Raw genomic sequence first — 18642 nt, 5'->3', positions numbered from 1 at the left:
CTTCGTCCGGCGTCATTGGGATGGACGATACCGATCAGCGTTTGGTAAAACAAGAATACCCTGCTCGCCGTGCGGCTTCGGCGCGAGCATGCGCGTCGTTTAGTACCATTCATACGTCGTTTGGTAACTCCGTCGCGAATTGGAGCAAAATTGGCCTTCTTCGCCACCGACTGGGTGGATTACCACGCGCAGCACCGCCCGGATGCGCTCGCGTTCGGCTGCGCCGAAGACGGAACCCGACCGACGTGGGCCGAACTCGAGCAACGGGTGGCAGGCCTTGCCGCCACGCTGCGCGGACTCGGCGTCGGTCACGGTGACCGGGTTGCGCTGATCGCCGAGAATCATCCCCGGGTGTTCGAGGTGCAATTCGCGTGCATGCGCCTCGGGGCCCTGTTCGTCCCACTCAACTGGCGCCTGCATACCGCTGAGATCGAAGAGATATGTCTGGACGCTCAGCCACGGATCATTGTTTACGACGGTGTCTGGGCAGAGGCCGCTCTCGAGGTCGCCACCACTGCAGCAGATGCTGAGCCAGCAGCCGCCGATCACGCATTTCGCCGCGATTCCACTGATGTACCAGCGCATCGCTGACCTGCCCGGCTTCTCGAGTGCGAACCTGTCACACCTTCGGCACGGGGTGATCGCCGGGGCGGTCGCCGGACCGGAGCTGCTACAGCGGTGGGCCGACCACGGTTTTCCGCTTCAGCCTCAGTACGGCGGCACCGAGATGGGGCCGATGGCAACGGTTTTGGACAACGAAAGGGCGAACATCGGCGTCGCCAAGAAGGGGTCGACGGGCCGCGCGGCACCACACACCCAGATCAGGTTGGTCGATTCCGCCGGACGTGACGTCCAAACCGGGGTGACGGGCGAAATCTGGTTGCGCGGTCCGAGCATCACCGTCGGCTACTGGGGGCAGGACAAGGCCGCATACTTCACCGAGGACGGCTGGTTCAAGACAGGCGACGCCGCCTACCGCGACGTCGACGGCTTCTACTACCCGTCGGGACGCACCAAGGAGATGTTCAAATCAGGCGGCGAGAACGTCTACCCGGCCGAGGTCGAACAGGTGCTCGCTCTGCATCCGCATGTCCACGACGTCGCCGTTGTCGGCGTCACCGACGCGACGTGGGGCGAAGTCGGGCTGGCGGTCGTGGTACCCGCCCCGGGCACCGCAGTGACCCTCGACGAGCTCAACGTCTTTGCCGCGCAGCGGTTGGCGCGCTACAAGCTGCCCAAGCGACTGTCGGTGGTAGATCAGTTGCCACGCAACGTGACCGGCAAGGTGTCCAGGGCGCAGCTCAAGTTGGACTACGGCAGCAATTGAGAGTCGCCCGGCCGCTCCGGCGGTCGTGCCGACGGCCGACATCAGGTCGCGTGCTCTGCCAGTCGTGCGTTGTCCGACGTGCGTGTTCTCCCTTTGCGCAGGTCGCGCAGCAGGGTGCGGGCAGCTTGCTGACCGGGCAGGCCGGATACCGAGGGCCCCGGGTGGGTGCCGCCGCCGCTGAGATATAGGCCCGGCACCGGTGTCCGGTAGCCCCCGAAACCCCACGCCGGCCGGAATGGGCCGAGGTGCATCATGGTCATGTCGACGTGGTAGACGTTGCCGGTGGGCACGCTGGTTCGTGCCATCATCTCCGGTGGTGACTCGACCCAGCGGGCGACCTCCAAAGACTCGAAGCCGTCCAGGTAACTCATTGCATGTTCGACCAGAGCCTTCTCCGTGGCGGCCTTCATGTCGTCCCACCCTTCGGCGGGTTCCAACGGCACCCATCCCGACCACAAGCTCAGACAGTCCTGCCCGGTGGGCGCCAGGGTTGAGTCCATCGCGGTGTTGATCATGCTCGCGTAGGGCAGTGGGTCGGGCAGTCGGCCGCTGCCCGCGTCGGTGATCGCCCGGCAGATATCGTCGATGCTTCCCACGACGTGGGTGGGCGTCCGTAAATCGAGTCCGTCGGTGCGCGCGCCGTTGTGCCGCTTCAACTGCAGCTTGCCGCGAAAAGCGACCTGAATCTTGAAGTGTGCGCAGTTGCCGCTACGCGTCGGTATGTGTGAAGCGCGCGCGGCCATGCGTTCTGACAAAGCACCGTCCGGTAGCCATTTGTTCAACACCTGTGTCGGCTCGGTCGCCGTCAGCACGGTGCGGGCGCGCAGCTCCGCACCCGTGGTCAGCCGCACGCCGGCGATGTGACCGCCGTCGACCAGCAGTTCTTGGACGCGGGCAGACGTCTGGACCCGGCCGCCTGCGGCGACCAGGGAGCGTTCGAGCGCCCGTGGCAGCATGCCCATCCCGCCGCGCGGGCGTGCCATGCCGACACGCATGATCAGCGGGACGATCAGCAAGTTGATCCCGGTGTGCTCCATGGTGATCGGCGAACCGAAGTTGGCAAGCTGAGCCAGGCCGCTTTGCACTAGCGGATGTTCGAACCGCTCCTGAATCGCCTGAGCGGCCGAGACGGTGGCCAACGAGGCGAGGGTGGGGATACCCCGTGGGCGGCGCAGCATGCGCGCGGCGCGCAGCACGCGACCCAGATCGGGCCGGGTCGGATTGGTCGCCATCAGTTCGATCGCGGCATCCGATATCGGCATCAGCTGCTCGATGAGCTGTTCGAACATCCGGGCGTCGCGCCGGGAGAAATGCGCTACCTCTTCCACGGTGCGACCGACGTCGCGCCAGAACGCGAGCGACCCGCCGTCGGGGGCGAGCGCGACGTATGGGGGATCGACGTCGATCTCGTGGTAGCCGTACCTAGCCAGCTCGAGATCCCGGGGCACCGTCGAGGCGCGAAGCGATATGACGTCGTCGGCGCATGGGCTGAACCAGTGCTCGGGCGCTTCGGGGATCAGGATCTCCGTGGTCGTACAACCTCCGAGTACATCGCGGCTTTCCAGCACCAGGACGTCGAGCCCGGCTCGAGCGAGATAGCACGCGGCTACCAGCCCGTTGTGGCCGCCGCCGACAACGAGGACATCCGCGTCGCGCTCTCTGGACAAGGGTCCGCTCACTGACTGTCTCCTCACCCCGATGTGTTCGAGCAGCGCCAGCCGCCGAGGTTATCAAACAACGTTAGGCATACTCAATGCCTTTGAAGCAGGAAGTGTTACGGACGGCGCCGACGCTTTCGGACTAAACCCATCGGTGTTAGCTTTACACCCTGTGACTGCGGTCACCTGGCGCCATCGCCGGGCCGCATTCGACTGCCTGCTACCTCACTCGAGAAAGAGACGGCGAGAACTATGGTCGCGATGACGATCAACGGGAATAAAGTCCGCGCGCAGGCAACCTTTGACGTGGTCAATCCCGCGACGGGCGAGGTGGCGGGTCAGGCGCCGGAGTGCTCCGTAGAGCAACTCAATGACACGCTTGAAGGTGCGCAAGCCGCCGGGTGTTCGTGGCGGCTGGACGAAGCCGAGCGACGCAAAGCGCTACTGCGGCTGGCGGACGCGATTACTGCTGCCCACGACGAACTCGCGACCACGCTGACCGCGGAGACGGGCAAGCCCGCCCCGCTGTCCGCCAGTGAGGTGCAGATCTGCGTCGCGTGGCTGCAGGTGTTCGCCGAGATGGAAATCCCGCGCCGGATCCTGCAGGACGACAGCAGCGCGCTCATCGAAGTCGCCCAGCGGCCCGTCGGTGTTGTTGGAGCGATCACGCCGTGGAATTTCCCGCTGGGTCTGGCGATGTGGAAGATCGCGCCGGCGCTGTTGGCCGGCAACACCGTCGTCGTCAAGCCCTCACCCTTCACCCCGATGGCAACCCTGCTGCTGGGCGAGATCATGGGCGAGGTATTGCCGCCCGGCGTGCTGAATGTGATCTCGGGTGGAGACGATTTAGGGCGGGCGCTGGTGGCGCATCCGATACCCCGCAAAATCACCTTCACCGGTTCGATCGCCGGCGGCAAGAGTGTCGCCGTCACTGCCGGCGCCGACCTCAAGCGGCTGACATTGGAACTCGGCGGCAACGACGCCGCAATCCTGTTGCCCGATGCCGATCTGGCTTCGGTGATTCCGGCGCTGCTCGGCGTGGCTTTCTTCAATACCGGCCAGGCATGCGCCCTGCCCAAGCGGATCTACGTGCCGGACGGGGTGTACGCCGAGGCGATCGAGGCCTTCGGAACCGCGGCGTCGGCGATCGCGGTCGGTGATCCGACCGATCCGGCCACGCAAATGGGTCCGCTGTCCACCCGACCGCAATTCGAACGCGTCAAAGGTCTGGCGCAGGACGCCGTGGCCAGCGGTGCCCGGGTCGTCGCCGGTGGCGACGCGATCGACGGGCCGGGCTACTACTTCAAGCCCACCATCCTCGCCGATGTCGCCGAGGGTGTCGCGGTCGTCGATGAGGAGCAGTTCGGTCCGGTGCTGCCGATCCTGCGCTATTCGCGGGTCGACGAAGCGGTCGAGCGGGCCAACGCGACGATGTACGGCCTGTGCGGTTCTGTGTGGGGCTCCGACGAAGTGGCGGCGCGTGAGGTGGCCGAGCGCCTCGAGTGCGGTACAGCCTTCGTCAACACCCACGCGGCGCTGCTGCCGACGGTGCCGTTCGGTGGCGCCAAATGGAGCGGCATCGGTGTGGAGAACGGGGTCGACGGGCTGCTGGCGTTCACCGAGCCTCAAGTGGTGCATACCGCACGGGCCTGACGTCACGTCGGACGTGTCACGAAACCTGTTGAGCCGCACGGAAGGACATGCTCGATGACCCGAAGTTCCTCGCCGCCCTCACGTGGCGACGTGCAGGTCGACTCGCTGGCTGATGCCCGCGCGTTCACACTCAGCGACGAGGAAGTCGCGCAACTGCTGGCAGAGCAATTCGAGTGCACCTTCTGCTGGACGAACCGCGCTGGCGACCCGGTCGCGCTGACCGAGGCATTCATCCACGCTGAAGGCGCAATCTGGTTGTGCGCCGAGGAATCCCGGGTTCGCGTCAAAGCGATCGTGCGCGATCCCCGCTCGTGCGTGGTCATCTCTTCGATGGGCACATCGATGGGTCATTCGAAGTCGTTGTCCTTCAAAGGAATTAGCGAGGTCGTCCGCGACCGCGAACGCATTCTGTGGTTCCTGGCCGAGATCGCCCGACGCTACGACCCGCACGACGAGCAGGCGCAGCAGGCCCATGCCCGCGCAGCCGATCACCCGGGCCGCGTCGTGATCAAATTCGTCCCCACCGTGCGGACGAATGCCTTCGATGGCCATCGGGCACGTAGGAGAAGGGCGGGCTGACGACGTATGCATCGTCCGTGCATCGTTGTCACGACGCCGACTTCAGAAGGTCGTGCGTGGTGACAATGCCGTCGAGGACTTTCCGATTTCCGGTGTCGGATTGGGTCGCGCACCACGCTTTGGTCCGGCCGAACGCTATCGCGCTGGCCAGCGCCGACACAGGCGAGCAGGTGAGTTGGGCCCAGCTGGAGCAGCGAGTGGGCTTGGCCGCTGCCGCGCTGCTGGCACATGGATTGCGGCCGGGAGACCGGATCGCCGTCGTCGCTGACAACGCGCCACGGGCCTTCGTGCTGCAGTTCGCCGCGATGCGGGCGGGTGTGGTCATGGTGCCGCTGAACTGGCGGCTGGTCACCGCGGAGATGCGGCACCAGTGCATCGACGCTGCCGTGTCCGCACTGACCCACGACGCAACCTGGGCCGAACCCGCGCGCGACGTGGCCGACGCCGCGGGCGTGCAGACCATTCTCGAGCTGGAGACATTGACCAGCGCCGAGCCCGGGAATGGACTCGTTCCGCTGCCGCCGCAACCCCACGACCCTGACGCCATCACGCACATCCTCTACACGTCCGGCACCACCGGCACGCCGAAGGGAGCGTTGGTCTCGCACGCCTCGATGATGTGGAACGCATTCAACATCCTCACCGCGGCTCGGGTCGCGGCCCCGGATGTGAACATGCTCAACCCAATGCCGTTGTTCCATGCCGGCGGGTTGAACGTGCTGGCCAACCCGATACTGATGCATGGCGGGCAGGTCACCACGATGGCGCGCTGGAACCCGGCGGCAATCCTGGCTTACATCGGCGACCAGACCAACGGGGTGACCCATCTGACCACCGCGCCGTCGCTGCTTCAGACCCTCGTCGACGATCCGACATTCGGCACCACCGACTTCGGCACGATGCGCAAGATCGTCCTGGGCGGCGGTACCACCACTCCGCAGCAGCTGCGGGCCTTCGCTGCCAAGGGTGTCGCGCTGCACCCGCAGTACGGCGGCACCGAGACCGGGCCGGCCGCGCTGGTGCTCGAGGAGGGACTGGAGCGGGCGTTGTCGGGGACGTGCGGCAAGCCGGTGCTGCATACCGCGGTGCGGTTGGTCGATCCCGACTCACTGACCGATGTCGCGGATGACGTGGTCGGCGAGGTGTGGTTGAAGGGGCCGGCGGTCACGCCTGGCTACTGGAATCTGCCCAACGAACAGTATTTCGTGGACGGCTGGTTTCGCACCGGCGATGCGGCCCGCCGCGATGCCGACGGCTACTTCTATATCGCCGGGCGCTACAAGGACATGTACAAGTCCGGTGGCGAGAACGTCTATGCGGCCGAAGTGGAGAACGTTCTCATCGACCTGCCCGAGGTCGCCGAGGCGGCGATCATCGGTGTGCCCGACCCGAAGTGGGGCGAGGTGGGCCTGGCGGTCGTGGTGGCAACCCCGGGCGCCGACGTGACTCTGGAGGGTCTGCAAAAGGCATGCGCGGGCCGCATCGCCCGCTACAAGTACCCCAAACACCTCGACGTCGTCGATGCGCTGCCCCGCAATGCCACCGGAAAAGTGGCCAAGGTGGCGTTGCGCGAGCACTACCACTCGGCTGCGGTCGCTCTCCGGTCACCCGACCGCGACTCCCTGGCCACCAGTTCCAGTCACCAGAGGGAGTCACGATGTCAGTCGCCGCTAATCGAGAAATGCTGATGCGCTGAACAGCTGGTGCGAAACATCCTCGGGATGTGGGGGGTCGAGTCGTTGCTGATGGTGTTCACACCGGAGAAGACCGGTCCGTGACTGGAGCACCGCGAACCGCCTTCGACAGCTTCAAGGAAGCCCATCAAGCCGCGCTGGCGATATGAGCGCGTCGCTCAGCTGCGCGGCACCGAAGAAAATCGGTCGGCGTCCAAGGCGTCGAGCAACTGGCTGACAATCCACTCGAGCGCGGCGGGGTCGGGAGGCAAGGTGGCCTGCTCGTAGCCCACCAGCAGGTAGACCGCCCAGTCGGCGAACAATTGCGCCTGCCGGTCGTTGCGCAGAATCTCGAATGCGCACTCTCGAAGAATCTGGTGGCGTTCTTTGTCGACGGCGGCTTGTACCGCATATACGTGGGCATCCGTGCTGCTCCACGCGCGGATAGCCGCCTCAGCGCCGTGGGGCAAATTCAGGCCGATGTCGATGATGCGGTCGATGCGTCGGCGCGGATCGGGTTCAGTCCGGATCCACTCCACTAACCGAACGGTGTTGACCTGGCGCCAGTGCTCGACCAGTTCGCGGGTGTAGGCGGGCCAGTTTTCGAAGTAGTGATAGAAGGAACCGGTGCTGATCCCGAGCCGCTGACACACCTCGGCCAACTTCAGCCCGCCGTAACCCAGGTCGGACAGGACGTCGAGACCCGTGTCGAAGTAGGCCCCTCGGGAGACGCCGTTCGCCATCATTGGCACTTTAGTCGGCTGCAGCGTCGCGGGGTGCGTGGGCGTGCGCAAGGGATTCGAAACCCGCCAGATCTTCGCGACTCTGCCCGACGCCGGTTGACTTGAGTGAAAATTTGAATCTACATTAAACCAAGCTGTCAGCGTCTGAGACCGACTGGAGGATCATAAGTGCCCGGATTGCAGGACAAGGTTGTCATCGTCACCGGGGCCGGCGGGGGCCTTGGTCGGTCCTATGCGCACTTCCTGGCGGGCAACGGAGCGCTCGTCGTCGTCAATGACCTCGGCGGGGCAAGGGACGGCTCCGGATCGGGAACCAGCATGGCGGACAAGGTCGTAGACGAGATTGTCGGTGCCGGTGGCCGTGCGGTCGCCGACTATTCCAGTGTGGCCACCCGGGAAGGGGCCGAGGCGATCGTTGCGACTGCGATCGATAACTTCGGGGGTGTGCACGGTGTGGTGAGCAACGCGGGAATCCTTCGCGACGGCGCGTTTCACAAGATGACCGATGAGAACTGGGACGCGGTCATTCAAGTGCACCTCTACGGCGGCTATTACGTCACCCGTGCGGCGTGGCCGCACATGCGCGAGCAGAAGTTCGGCCGCGTCGTCATGGCGACGTCGACAAGTGGGCTCTACGGCAATTTCGGTCAGGCCAACTATGGCGCCGCCAAGCTCGGACTGGTCGGCTTGCTCAACACCCTGGCGATCGAAGGCGCCAAGTACGGGATCACCGCGAACGGGGTCGCGCCGATGGCTGCCACTCGGATGACCGCTGATGTCGCACCCCAGGAGGTGCTCGACAAGCTGAACCCCGACCACGTCGCGCCGGCCGTCGGTTACCTGGTTTCAGAAGAGAACCAGGAATCCGGTTCGGTTTTCGTCGTCGGCGGCGGCCTGGTGCAGCGCGTCGCGCAGTTCCAAAACGACGGCGTCACATTCGGCACACCGCCGACTCTGGACGAAATAACCAAGCGCTGGGCCGAAATCAGCGACATGTCTCATGCAAAACTCGGCACCAACCCGGTGGGGTAGGGAAGCGGCCGACATGGTGTGGGTAAGTCGTTGACCGCGAGCATCGCTGCGCGACGGGACCTGCTTCGCGCGCGATTCCCCGTTTGGCGATCTCACACCCTATCCGAGTGGCTTGATTGGTGCGCTGCGCAGTACGGCGAGCGGCCCTTGGTGCTCACCGACGATGCAGAACTCAGTTACGTTGCGGTGGCGGCAGAGTCACGTCGGCTGGCCGACGGCCTCGCGGCACTCGGTGTCCGCGCGGGCGATCGGGTCGGCATGGTGATGGCCAATTACCCAGAGTTTGTGACGGTCAAGTTCGCTATCGCTCGGGTCGGAGCCATCGCCGTTCCGGTCAACTTCTTCTACCAGCAGGACGAATTGCGCTTTGTCCTCAATGACGCCGGGTGCCGCGTGCTAGTCACCATGACCGGCTTCCGTGGCCTCGACTATCAGTCGATGCTGGACGAGATCATGTCCGGCTGGGATTCACCGCGGTCCGGTTTCGCGCTCGATGTAGTGCTGCTCGATAACGACCGCCGGGCACGCCCCGGCTGCCTGACGGTGCCCGGACTCGGTGACCTCGGCGACGAGTACCGCGGTGCTGCCGACGATTTAACGGCCCACCCGACCGATCCCGGCGACATGCTGTACACCTCGGGCACGACGGGTTCACCCAAAGGCGTACTGGTCACCCACGACGCGGTGTTGCGTACCGCCTACGCGTCGGCGTTGACACGAGCCTATGAGGACGGGCGGCGAATCCTGTTCTCGTTGCCTTGCTATCACATGTTCGGTTATATCGAAGGCTTGCTCTCGGCGATGTTCGTCGGTGGTGCGGTCGTTCTGCAGCCCACGTTCAGTCCTGAAGGGTACTTCGCCGGTGTCGACCGGCACCGCGCCAGTGACATCCTGTGCGTGCCGACCATGGCGGTCGCGTTGGTCGAGAGTGCCGCACGCCGCGATTACGACCTCACCGCGCTGCGGGCGATGCTCTGCGGGTCGGCCCCTGCGCCGATCTGGTTGTGGCGCAACGTCGAAGACCGTCTCGGTGTCAGCGAGATCGTCACCGGTTACGGGATGACCGAGTGCGGCGGGGCGATGACGCTGACACGACCCGAAGACCCGTTGGAATTCACCGCTGAAACCGCCGGGAAGGCGAAAATGGCCGGTGCCGCGTCTATTCCAGGCACCGATGCTCTGGTGCATTACGCGACAGTGCATCCCGAGACGCATAAGGATCTGCCGCCCGGCGAGGAAGGCGAGTTGGTGTCGTCCGGACCGACGGTGATGCTCGGGTACTGGAATCGTCCACAGGAGACCGCCGCGACGCTGCGGCAGGGGCGGTTGTTCTCCGGAGACCTCGGACGGGTACGGGCCGACGGCTACCTGCAGGTGACCGGTCGCAGCCGCGACTTGTACAAGAGCGGAGGCGAACTGGTGATGCCCAAGGAGATCGAGGATCTGCTGGCATCCCACGACGAGATCAGCCAGGCCTTCGCTGTTGGCATGGTAGAAGACCGCTGGGGTGAGGCCGGTTGGGTGGTCGTCGTTCCGGCTCCGGACGCGACAATTACCGAAAACGACGTCCTCGACCTCTGCCGAGACAATCTGGCGCGGTTCAAGGTGCCCAAGCGGGTGGTGTTCTACCGCGCCGAGGACCTGCCGCTCACACCGACCGGAAAAGTCCGCAAACACAAGCTGATCGAACAGCTCAGTTCCGCGACCAATCGTTGAGGCAGTGACGATTTAGGTTGCGGGGGCCTGTCGGCTACCCGACTCGACGTCGTGGGCCCGGCGCCTCACGCCGCAGGGCGTCGATGATGCATCCGAGCCCGGCGCGAAAGTTTTCTGGGGTGTCGAGACCCTCCCCCGCGGAGACCGACAATAGAGCCGAAAAGCGTTCCGGCTCCTCGGCGAGGCGACCGAAACGGCGTGCGCGGACATCCGGGGCGCGGCGATTCGCGGCACGCCGGTGCGCGTAGCCGGTGGCGAAGGCACTCAGTGTCGCCAATCCGCTTCTGACCGCGCCGTCGTCGAATCCCGCGGACCTTAAGGCTCGGGCGATGCGTTCCATCGCGTCCAACACCGCGGCGGCGTCGATCGGTTGAACTGCCAGAATCTCCGCTAGCTGTGGGTGCGCGTCGAATGCCGCCGCGACGATCAGTACGACCCGTTCAATCGCTTCATCCCAGGGCAGGTCGTCCGTAGACGGCAGTTCGACGTCGGCGAGATAGGCATCCACGACGGCGTGCAACAGCTCCTCTTTCGTGGCGACGTGCCGGTACAGCGACATCGGCGCCGCTCCGCAGGCACGGGCAAGCTTGCGCATGGTCAACGTGTCGACGCCGTCGGATTCGATCAGCGCGATGGCGGTCGCGATTACGGTTCGACGGGTGAGTTGGCCTCCACCTTTCAGCGATGCCGGCATCTGCAAATTGTCGCACTGCCGCGTTGCGTACAAGTACTCTTACTGTTATTGATTGAAAGATGCCGGTGGTCAATGGGATTGATCACGGCTGCACGCGCCGACGTCACCGAGGAGCACAGCAAATGGATACCGTGGATCACGACCCGAGCGGCCAACTCGCGCCGGTCGTCGACGACCTCAGCATCTACCTCATCTGCGGGCGGGTGACCACCAAGCGGGAGCGCGGCTTCACCCACATCAGCACCGCGCTGACGGATGCGCAGGCCGCCGAGCGCCTCGGCTTTCGCCGTGGCTGGCTCAGCGAACGTTTCGACCTCAAGGACTCCGGCGCCATTCTCGGCGGCATCGCTGCGCGCACAACACGTTTCGGCGTCGGCACCGGGGTGTGGTCGGCGTCCTCGCGCCACCCCATGGTGGCAGCGAGCTTCGGCGCGACGATGAACGCCCTTTACGGGCCGCGGTTCGTGCTCGGACTTGGGCGCGGCGTGCCGCTACCGGACATGCCGGAACTGTCCTACGACCACTTCGTTCATTACGCCGAGACCGTCAAAGCACTCTGGCAAGGCGGCGTGGTCGACTACAACGGCACCCAACTGCGGACCATCGATGCGCTGGGTGATGTTCCCAAGCCCGAGGTCTGGGCGTGCGGGTACGGCCGACCGAAGTTCGCCAAGGCCGTCGCCCACGACGCGTTCGACGCCGTGATGCTCTATCCCTTCCTCACCGTCGATGCGGTGCGCACGGTGGTGGAGCGGCTGCGCAACGCCTGCGCCGACCGCAATCGCGACCCGGCCTCGCTGCGTATCTGCCACCCGATCGTGGTGGCCGCCGAGCTGGACGAGTTCAGCACGCGCGCCTACGCGCACGCACGTGCGGTCACCTACCTCGAGTGGCCCGGGCACGGCGAGGCGCTGACCAACTCCAACGGTTGGGGCCAGTCGGTGCTGGGCAAGTTGCGGACGCACAAACAGCTGATGGGTAAGAACGCCGATCAGGATTTCCACCGTGCCGAGCTAATGGAGCCGGCACGGCTCGTGCCCGACGAGTGGATGGCCGAGTCGTGCGCGATCGGTTCCGTCGAGCACTGTGCCGACCGGCTCGCCGAGTACCGTGCGGCAGGGGTCGACGAGATCGCGATCTACGGCAGCACGCCGGACGAAAACGCGGACCTCATCCGTTGTTGGCGTGAACGCGCAGCCAAGCCGGCGGCGGTTGGGGTCTGACTCTGGCCGGACCCGGCGGCGGACCGTGCTCGGCACCCCGCCGGGATACAGGCCATAGATGAGACTTGCTTGCGCTAGCCAATCATCGTTAGATTAATGCTGATTGTGATCTGGACTACTTCGCATGTCCGGATATACGGATCGCACCGAAGCTGACGGCGTGATCGTCGGCCGTCGCGTCAGGCTGCCGTGGAGCACGGCGAGAGGAACCGATCTATGAACGACACGACGAGCGGCGAAGCCGAATTCGCCCAGGAGCTCGATGACCGTGAGATCGCGGTCCTCTTGCCGAACTTCGACTTTTTCTTGAAGGAACACGCAGAGCGAGCGGAGGAGGTACTGGGCTACGCACGCCGGCACTGTCCCGTGCCGCACACTTCGGCCACAGGTGGCTATCACATCGTGACCCGGTACGACGACGTCCGGCGCGTGCTGACCGACACAGAGACTTTCTCTTCCACGGAGTACACCAACATCGCCGGCAACGCCGGGGTGCCGTTGCCTCCGTTGGACACCGATCCGCCGCTGCAGCACGGCTTCCGGCAACTGCTGAACGCGTTCTTCCATCCGAAGCGGCTTGCCGCCAGCGATGAGCGGGTCCGTGAGATCGCTCGCTCAGCAATGGAAACCTGGATCGGGTCAGGCCGCTGCGAAGTCATGCGGGACTTCGCCGGCCCGTTCGTCACTAACGTGCTGGCATCGGTGATCTTCGAAGACGACGACGGGGAACTCTTCCGCGAGGCTGCCGAATGCAACGAGCGCTTCATCACCGGTGACCCCCAAGGGGTTTTGGACCTTTACCAGCTCATGGTGCAGTTCGTCGAGAAGCGCACTGCCAGTTCCGGCCCGGGAGCCATCGTCGAGGCAGTCACTACTGGCACGGTCGCCGGCCGTCCCTTGACCGATGCGGAACGCGTGGGCGTGGTTCAAGTTCTGTTCATCGGTGGCCTCGACACCACGAAGGTCGCCATTGGCGACATGATGCTACAGCTGGCTACCGACCGCTCCTTCGAGGAGTTGCTGCGCAAGCCGGGCTGGGAACGCACGATCTTAGACGAGTTTCTCCGTTACAGTTCGCCGGTGGGCGCCATGGGGCGCATCGTGACACGCGACGTGGATCTCAACGGTGCCCAGCTCCACGCGGGTGATCGGGTACTGGTGCACTTCGCCAGTGCCAACCGCGACGACGAAATCTTCGATGACGCTGACGAACTCAATTTCAACCGAGAACGTAACCCGCATGTCGCATTCGGAATGGGTGTGCACCGCTGCATCGGCATGCACCTTGCCCGTCAGCAGATTCGGATCGCGATCGACACGCTCCTGGAACGGATCACGAATCTGCGGCTTGCTCCTGGGGCGGAGATTGCGAGGCGACCTGGAATGAGCCGTGTTCTCTACGCATTGCCGATCGAATTCGATATCAGATAAGTCCGCGAATTGCCGCGGTTCCCTAGCATTTTCAGCCACGAAGGAGAACCAGTGAAGACAACAGCGGCGGTCTTGTGGGAAGTCGGGCAGAAATGGAGTGTTGAGGAAGTCGAACTCGACGACCCGCTGCCCGGCGAAGTGCGGGTCAGGCTCGCCGCCAGCGGCCTATGTCACTCCGACGACCATGGTGTCAAGGGAGACATGCCAATTGGTCTTCCGATCGTGGGTGGACACGAGGGCGCCGGTGTCGTGGAAGAGGTCGGCGCCGGGGTGACGCGGCTCAACCCGGGTGACCACGTTGTGATGGCCTTCATGCCGGCATGCGGGCACTGCCGGTGGTGCGCGAGCGGTAATTCGGTGTTGTGTGACTACGGTGCCGTCATCATGGCCGGAATGCCGATCGTGGACGGCAAACCGCGCACCCATGCTCGCGGACAAGGTTTGGCCCGGATGTCGTTGTTGGGCACTTTCAGCCCGTACGCCGTGGTTCACCAAGACTCGTGCGTGAAGATCGCTGACGACATCCCGCTGGAGCTGGCTTCGCTCGTGGGATGCGGTGTAGCAACGGGATTCGGGGCGGCGGTCAATCGTGCACAGGTCGGTCCGGGAGACACCGTCGTCGTGGTGGGGTGCGGCGGCGTCGGGTCGAGTGCCATCCAGGGGTCGCGGATCGCCGGCGCCGAGGTCATCGTTGCGGTCGATCCGGTGCCGTTCCGCCGGCAGCAGGCCGAGTTGCTCGGTGCCACCCACTCGGTCGCGTCGATGGAGGAAGCGATGCCTCTAGTCACCGAGCTGACCCGAGGTGTCATGGCCGACAAAACCATCATGACGGCAAGCCTGATGAGTGGCGACATGCTGATGCCCCTCATGCTGCTGACCCGCAAGGGCGGTCGCGCCTGCCTGACATCCGTCGCGCCACCTACCGTGACCAACGTCGACGTCGTGCTGGTCGACGTGATCCTCAGCCAGAAAGAGATCGTCGGCAACGTGTTCGGAGGCTGCAACCCGCACGCCGACCTGCCCCGTCTGCTCTCGTTGTACAAACGGGGCGAACTCAAGCTCAAGGAACTCATCACCAAGACCTACAGCCTCGAGCAGGTCAACGAGGGCTACGACGATTTGCTCAGCGGAACCATCATGCGCGGCATGATCACGTTCTGAAGACTCGGCGAAAACTATTTCGCCATGGCGGCCCTAACCAAACAGTGATAGTTTCATCTGATTTACGCTGCCGCGCGAACTGCGCGGATGACTACGTTGGCGATGAAGGGCGTGGTGGATGGTGTCCAACCCAGGGATCGATTACGAAGAATTGCTGCCGCACTTTGACATGTGGGATCCCGCGCACGAGAAGATCAAGTGGGATGTACTCGCGTACGCCCGCGAAAAATGCCCTGTCGCGCACACTGATGCCGACGGCGGTGGCCAGTACATCGTCTTCCGGTACGAGGATGTGCGACGAATTCTGGAAGATCCGTACACCTTCTCGTCGAAGGGTGTGGCGCCTCGGCCATCTCCGGTAGGACTGAATCCACTGGACGCCGATCCGCCGTATCAGCCTGATCTGCGCAAGATTCTCAACCCGCTTTTCACTCGCACCTTCCTGACAAAGTTCGAGCCTGAACTGCGCAAGAACGCAGCCGAGTTGATCGATGGATTCATTGGCAACGGTCGGTTCGATTTCGTCCGGGAATTCGCCGGGCCGTTCGTCGGAAATGCCCTGTCGCGCGCTGTTTTCAACGAAGACGACCCCGTGCGAATGGCGCACGCCCAAGACGTGGTGGTCCGCGTCGCGGTCGAAGGAACCGACGAGGCCTACGGCTTACTCGTCGCGCTGTCCGTGCAGTACCTCGCCGAACAGACAGAAAACCCCAATCCGGCCAACGAAGTGATGAACGCCATCTCCACCGGCACCGTCGAAGGCGGAAGACACCTGACCGAGATGGAGCGACTCGGCGTCGTGGCCGTGCTGTTCCTCGGAGGCCTGGATACCACGCGGGGTGCGCTTGGCGGTATCGCCCATCAGTTGGCAATTCATCCCGAGTTGGAAACGCGGCTCCGTGACCCAGCCTGGATCCGCCAGGACATGGATGAGCTCATCCGGCTGACCTCGCCGGTCGGCTGTCTCGGGCGAACAGCCACCAAGGACGTCGAAGTCGGCGGATTGCAGATCAAAGCGGGCGAGCAGATCCTGGTGCGGTTCGACTCGGCGAACCGCGACGAGACGCACTTCGAGGATGCCTCGCACCTGAGGTTCGATCTGCGTCGCGGCGGCCATGTCGGGTTCGGGCTCGGGTTGCACCGTTGCCTGGGAGCCCATTTCGCCAGAATCCAGATCGCGATCGCCTTCGACGAGCTCTTCAAACGGATCACGAACTTGCGCCTCGCCGAGCCCGAGGCCGAGGTCCATTGGGCGGCGGGAATCGCGAACGGCCCGGAGAGTTTGCCGTTGGTTTTCGACGTGGTCCACTGACGCGGAGGTAGACGTGTGAACTTCCTTCCCGGGGAGGAGGCCGAGGAGCTGCGCGCGGTGGTGCGTGACTTCCTCGACAAGCATTCGGATGAAGCGTCGGTGCGCCGGTGCATGGAGACCGAGATCGGCTTCGAACCGGCGGTCTGGCGTCGCGCGGCCGATCAGCTGGGGCTGCAGGGCCTGTCAATTCCCGAGCGGTTCGATGGCAGCGGTGCGACAGCGGTCGAGCTCGGCGTGGTGTTCGAAGAGATGGGCGCCGCGTTGTTCGGCGGGCCGTTCCTGTCCAGCGTGGGCATGGCCGCGAGCGTTCTGCTCGCGCTGGATGACGCCGCCGCCGCGGCTCGATGGTTGCCGGGAATCGCCGGCGGCACGACCATCGCGACCCTGGCGTGGTCGGGCCCCGGCCCCGCGGACAGTACATTGGCCGCGGCAAAGCACGCCGGTCAGTGGGAGGTATCCGGTACCGCCGCGATAGTGGTCGACGGGCTCGCGGCCGATGTGTTGTTCGTCGCCGCCCGCAGTGCAGCGGGCTCATGCCTGCTGGCCGTCGGTGGTGATGCCGACGGGGTCCAGCGCAAGACGCTGAGCACCATGGACACCACCCGCAAGCTGGCTGAAGTCACCTTCGACCACGCGCGGGCTGACTTGCTGGGCGTCGATGGTGGCGCCGCAGACGCTCTGCAGCGCAGCGCGGACCTGGCGGTCCTCTATCTGGCCGCCGAACAACTCGGGGGTGCGACACGGGCCCTCGACCTCGCGGTGCGGCACGCCGCCACCCGGGTGCAGTTCGGCCGGGCGATCGGCTCGTTCCAGGCCATCAAGCACCGCTGCGCTGACATGCTCGTCGATGTCGAATCGGCGAGGTCGGTGGTTTACCACGGCTTATGGACGGCCGTGCACGATGTGGCCAACCTGTCCGTCGCAGCCAGCCTGGCCCGCAGCGTGTGTTCGGACGCGTATACGCGAGTGGCGACGCACAATATCCAGATCCACGGCGGTATCGGGTTCACCTGGGAGCACCCCGCGCATCTTTATCTCAAGCGCGCCAAGAGCTCTCAGCTGTTATTCGGATCCCCGTCCAGACACCGCGCCCGGCTTGCCGAATTGCTCGACATTGCTGGCGCTTCCGGACTGCCGGGCGCTGAAGGCACCTTCAAGGAGACGGAGCCCGGTGACCCGTCGCCTGAAGTCGACGCGGTCGAAGATGCCGTTGCTGATTTTCTGCGGCGACACCCGGTCACCGGTCCGGCTGACGGCGAATCGGATCGCGCACTCCGTGAAGCTCGCTTCGATGACGGTCTCGCGGTCGTGAGCTTTGCCCCCGGGTATGGTGGGCGCGGCCTCGACAGCTCGCTGCAGTCGGTCGTCGATCGCAGGTTCGCTGCTGCGGGCTGTCCGGATCATCAGGCGCGCAATGTAATCGGGCTGGGTATGGCTTTGCCGACCATTCACGCGCACGGCACTGAAGAGCAGAAGCGCCGCTATTTACGCCCCTGTTTCTCCGGCGAGGAGATCTGGTGCCAGCTGTTCTCCGAGCCGGGCGCCGGCTCTGATCTGGCCGGATTGGCGACCCGTGCGGTGTCCGGCGGCGACGAGTTCGTCGTCAACGGCCAGAAGATCTGGACGTCGCTCGGCCACGTCGCTCGGTTCGGGCTGTTGCTCGCGCGTACCGACCCCGACGTTCCCAAACACAAAGGGCTCACGTACTTCATCCTCGACATGCACACGCCGGGGGTCGAGGTGAGGCCACTGCGTCAGCTCACCGGTGAGGCCGAGTTCAACGAGGTGTTCCTGACGGACGTCCGCATTCCGGCGGCCAATGTCCTCGGTGAGGTCGGCGGGGGCTGGAGGGTCGCGATCACCACTTTGGCCAGTGAGCGGATCGCTATCGGCGCACGCATCACGCCCCGCGGACACGGGACGATCGCCCGAGCCGTGGCGACCTACCGTGCGGCGGCGGCGGCCGGACGGGTGACGGGAGTCGCCACCGAGCGGCTCATGCTGCTGTGGGTGCAGGCAGAAGCCGCTCGCCTGACCAACGTCAGGGCCGCGCAGGCCGGCCGGGAAGCCGGGCCCGAGGGCTCGATCGCGAAACTGCAGATGGCCGAGCTTAACAAGGCGATATATGAGTTCGGCGTTGACATTTCGGGCACGGCGGGGCTGCTGATCGACGGTTACGCAGAGACCGCGCCGACCGCATCGTCGGCGTACGGCGGCGCCGATGTCCGCAAGGCCTATCTGCGCTCGTTGGCCAACTCTATTGAGGGTGGAACCTCGGAGATCCTGCGCAACATCCTCGGAGAGCGCGTTCTCGGCCTGCCTGGTGAGCCTCGGGTCGACACTGGCATCCCGTGGCGCGAGACGCGACGTTCCTGACCCGCGACTTCACAAACCAAACGATGTATGGTTACGATGCTGTGGTCGTCATTACCAGAAATGA

The 18642-nt window shown here is 64.7% G+C and carries 15 protein-coding genes; 12 read left to right on the top strand and 3 right to left on the bottom strand.

Annotated features, from left to right (window positions below):
- Positions 1 to 69: 69 nt before the first annotated feature.
- Together B8W69_RS31360 and B8W69_RS11425 are read left to right on the top strand one after the other, a co-directional pair.
- Complete coding sequence (locus B8W69_RS31360; protein ID WP_245843208.1) at positions 70 to 591, top strand: AMP-binding protein; 522 nt, start codon at positions 70 to 72, stop codon at positions 589 to 591.
- On the top strand, positions 524 to 1327 hold the full coding sequence (locus tag B8W69_RS11425; protein ID WP_245843207.1) for a class I adenylate-forming enzyme family protein: 804 nt from the start codon (positions 524 to 526) through the stop codon (positions 1325 to 1327). The genes B8W69_RS31360 and B8W69_RS11425 overlap by 68 nt, the downstream gene beginning before the upstream one ends.
- Before the next feature lie 41 nt (positions 1328 to 1368).
- On the opposite strand, the gene B8W69_RS11420 is transcribed toward B8W69_RS11425, so the two are convergent.
- Entirely contained in the window at positions 1369 to 3006 is a 1638-nt protein-coding gene (locus B8W69_RS11420) for a phytoene desaturase family protein (protein WP_085289931.1), read from the bottom strand.
- Between the two features lie 240 nt (positions 3007 to 3246).
- Between B8W69_RS11420 and B8W69_RS11415 the strand changes: the two genes are divergently transcribed.
- The 3 genes from B8W69_RS11415 (at position 3247) to B8W69_RS11405 (ending at position 6905) form a co-directional block, all read left to right on the top strand.
- The gene (locus tag B8W69_RS11415) at positions 3247 to 4638 is read left to right on the top strand and encodes an aldehyde dehydrogenase family protein (RefSeq protein ID WP_245843206.1); all 1392 of its coding nucleotides are present in this window, start codon (positions 3247 to 3249) and stop codon (positions 4636 to 4638) included.
- A gap of 54 nt (positions 4639 to 4692) precedes the next feature.
- The gene (locus B8W69_RS11410; protein WP_085289929.1) at positions 4693 to 5217 is read left to right on the top strand and encodes a pyridoxamine 5'-phosphate oxidase family protein; all 525 of its coding nucleotides are present in this window, start codon (positions 4693 to 4695) and stop codon (positions 5215 to 5217) included.
- 65 nt (positions 5218 to 5282) lie between these two features.
- The gene (locus tag B8W69_RS11405) at positions 5283 to 6905 is read left to right on the top strand and encodes a class I adenylate-forming enzyme family protein (protein WP_245843223.1); all 1623 of its coding nucleotides are present in this window, start codon (positions 5283 to 5285) and stop codon (positions 6903 to 6905) included.
- 164 nt (positions 6906 to 7069) lie between these two features.
- On the opposite strand, the gene B8W69_RS11400 is transcribed toward B8W69_RS11405, so the two are convergent.
- Positions 7070 to 7636, bottom strand: a complete 567-nt coding sequence (locus B8W69_RS11400) for a TetR/AcrR family transcriptional regulator (protein WP_085289928.1) — start codon at positions 7634 to 7636, stop codon at positions 7070 to 7072.
- A 165-nt stretch (positions 7637 to 7801) separates the two neighbouring features.
- On the opposite strand from B8W69_RS11400, the gene B8W69_RS11395 reads away from it, so the two are divergent.
- Together B8W69_RS11395 and B8W69_RS11390 are read left to right on the top strand one after the other, a co-directional pair.
- On the top strand, positions 7802 to 8665 hold the full coding sequence (locus tag B8W69_RS11395; protein ID WP_085289927.1) for an SDR family oxidoreductase: 864 nt from the start codon (positions 7802 to 7804) through the stop codon (positions 8663 to 8665).
- 18 nt (positions 8666 to 8683) lie between these two features.
- A complete protein-coding gene (locus B8W69_RS11390; RefSeq protein WP_085289926.1) occupies positions 8684 to 10381 on the top strand; it encodes a class I adenylate-forming enzyme family protein in 1698 nt (565 codons plus the stop codon).
- A gap of 34 nt (positions 10382 to 10415) precedes the next feature.
- Here B8W69_RS11390 and B8W69_RS11385 read toward each other — a convergent pair whose 3' ends face one another.
- Complete coding sequence (locus B8W69_RS11385; protein WP_085289925.1) at positions 10416 to 11075, bottom strand: TetR/AcrR family transcriptional regulator; 660 nt, start codon at positions 11073 to 11075, stop codon at positions 10416 to 10418.
- Between the two features lie 122 nt (positions 11076 to 11197).
- Here B8W69_RS11385 and B8W69_RS11380 point away from each other — a divergent pair, with 122 nt between their 5' ends.
- The 5 genes from B8W69_RS11380 (at position 11198) to B8W69_RS11360 (ending at position 18578) form a co-directional block, all read left to right on the top strand.
- A complete protein-coding gene (locus B8W69_RS11380) occupies positions 11198 to 12298 on the top strand; it encodes a TIGR03857 family LLM class F420-dependent oxidoreductase (protein ID WP_085289924.1) in 1101 nt (366 codons plus the stop codon).
- 216 nt (positions 12299 to 12514) lie between these two features.
- On the top strand, positions 12515 to 13729 hold the full coding sequence (locus tag B8W69_RS11375; RefSeq protein ID WP_085289923.1) for a cytochrome P450: 1215 nt from the start codon (positions 12515 to 12517) through the stop codon (positions 13727 to 13729).
- Positions 13730 to 13780: 51 nt separating this feature from the next.
- Positions 13781 to 14890: an NDMA-dependent alcohol dehydrogenase gene (locus B8W69_RS11370; RefSeq protein WP_085289922.1), complete on the top strand. Its 1110-nt coding sequence runs from the start codon at positions 13781 to 13783 to the stop codon at positions 14888 to 14890.
- A 169-nt stretch (positions 14891 to 15059) separates the two neighbouring features.
- Positions 15060 to 16202 carry a cytochrome P450 gene (locus B8W69_RS11365; RefSeq protein ID WP_245843205.1) on the top strand — a complete coding sequence of 381 codons (1143 nt, stop codon included), beginning with the start codon at positions 15060 to 15062 and terminating at the stop codon, positions 16200 to 16202.
- Positions 16203 to 16217: 15 nt separating this feature from the next.
- Positions 16218 to 18578, top strand: a complete 2361-nt coding sequence (locus B8W69_RS11360; RefSeq protein WP_085289920.1) for an acyl-CoA dehydrogenase family protein — start codon at positions 16218 to 16220, stop codon at positions 18576 to 18578.
- The last annotated feature ends 64 nt before the right edge of the window (positions 18579 to 18642 follow it).

The organism is Mycolicibacterium vulneris (assembly GCF_002104765.1).
Lineage (GTDB): Bacteria > Actinomycetota > Actinomycetes > Mycobacteriales > Mycobacteriaceae > Mycobacterium > Mycobacterium vulneris.
Note: the sequence above shows the minus strand (reverse complement) of the source record. Positions and strands in the feature narration are given on the sequence as shown.

Coding starts and splice junctions, on each gene's coding strand:
- B8W69_RS11425 (WP_245843207.1), top strand. CDS start 524: ATGCTGAGCCAGCAGCCGCCGATCACGCATTTCGCCGCGATTCCACTG.
- B8W69_RS11415 (WP_245843206.1), top strand. CDS start 3,247: ATGACGATCAACGGGAATAAAGTCCGCGCGCAGGCAACCTTTGACGTG.
- B8W69_RS11410 (WP_085289929.1), top strand. CDS start 4,693: ATGACCCGAAGTTCCTCGCCGCCCTCACGTGGCGACGTGCAGGTCGAC.
- B8W69_RS11405 (WP_245843223.1), top strand. CDS start 5,283: ATGCCGTCGAGGACTTTCCGATTTCCGGTGTCGGATTGGGTCGCGCAC.
- B8W69_RS11400 (WP_085289928.1), bottom strand. CDS start 7,636: ATGATGGCGAACGGCGTCTCCCGAGGGGCCTACTTCGACACGGGTCTC.
- B8W69_RS11385 (WP_085289925.1), bottom strand. CDS start 11,075: ATGCCGGCATCGCTGAAAGGTGGAGGCCAACTCACCCGTCGAACCGTA.
- B8W69_RS11380 (WP_085289924.1), top strand. CDS start 11,198: ATGGATACCGTGGATCACGACCCGAGCGGCCAACTCGCGCCGGTCGTC.
- B8W69_RS11375 (WP_085289923.1), top strand. CDS start 12,515: ATGAACGACACGACGAGCGGCGAAGCCGAATTCGCCCAGGAGCTCGAT.
- B8W69_RS11365 (WP_245843205.1), top strand. CDS start 15,060: ATGTGGGATCCCGCGCACGAGAAGATCAAGTGGGATGTACTCGCGTAC.